This is a genomic window from Clavibacter sp. MX14-G9D (genome assembly GCF_032917815.1).
GTDB classification, from domain to species: Bacteria; Actinomycetota; Actinomycetes; order Actinomycetales; family Microbacteriaceae; genus Clavibacter; species Clavibacter michiganensis_K.
On sequence record NZ_JAVCVL010000404.1, the window covers coordinates 1 to 878 of the forward strand.

1 protein-coding gene and 1 pseudogene are annotated in these 878 nt (G+C 77.6%); one reads left to right on the forward strand and one right to left on the reverse strand.

Annotated elements, in window-relative coordinates:
• Positions 1-709, forward strand: a 709-nt coding sequence (locus Q6969_RS15965) for a 3-methyladenine DNA glycosylase (RefSeq protein WP_317231319.1), incomplete at its 5' end; no start/stop codon positions are given.
• A gap of 73 nt (positions 710-782) precedes the next feature.
• On the opposite strand, the pseudogene Q6969_RS15970 reads toward Q6969_RS15965, so the two are convergent.
• A pseudogene (locus tag Q6969_RS15970) lies at positions 783-878 on the reverse strand (RNA-binding S4 domain-containing protein); the annotation flags it as partial.

The following is an 878-nucleotide window of genomic DNA, read 5'->3' on the forward strand; positions in this document are numbered from 1 at the left end:
CGTGCTCGCCGACTGCGCCGGCGACGAGCGCGCGGGGTGGCGCTGGTACGCCGCCGACCGCAGCGCGGGCCTGCCCGGAGGCGTGCGCGTCGACGCGTCCGCGTACCTCGCGGCGCGCGGGTCCACGGCGTCCTTCGTCGAGCGGATCCTCGCCCGCACCGCCGCCCGCCCCGGCCGCTTCTCGTGCTTCGGCCTCCACGAGTGGGCGATGGTCTACCGGGTCGCTCCCGGGGAGCAGCGGCACGAGCGGCTGCCGCTGCGGCTCGGGTCGGCCGCGACCGACGAGGTCGTCGAGGCGCACCGGCTGGCGTGCACGCACATCGACGCGTTCCGCTTCTTCACGCCGGAGGCCGTGCCGCGGAACGCGCTCGCGCCCACGCGCGAGACGCAGCCCGACCTCGAGCAGCCCGGCTGCCTCCACGCCGGCATGGACGTCTACAAGTGGGCCACGAAGCTGGGTCCGCTGGTGCCCGGCGAGCTGCTCCTCGACGCCTTCGAGCTGGCGCGCGACATCCGCTCGCTCGACATGCGCGCGAGCCCCTACGACGTCTCGGGCCTGGGGCTCGAGGCCGTCCGCATCGAGGAGCCGGCCGGCAAGGCCCGCTACGCCGCCGAGCAGCGTGCGTTCGCGGAGCGGTCGAACGGGCTGCGGGCTCGGATCCTCACCGAGCTGGCGCACGCGCGCCGGGCGGCCGCCGCGGGTCTCTAGGGGGGATCCGCGCCGCGGCTGCGTCGCGCGCCGTCCCGGGACTCGAGCCCGCCTCCCCTCGGGACGGAGCGGGTCAGCGCCCGCGGGCACCGTCCGGGTCGCGCAGCCGCTCGATCTCGCGCCGGTCGCGCTTCGTCGGACGCCCCGCCCCGCGGTCGCGCACGACGCC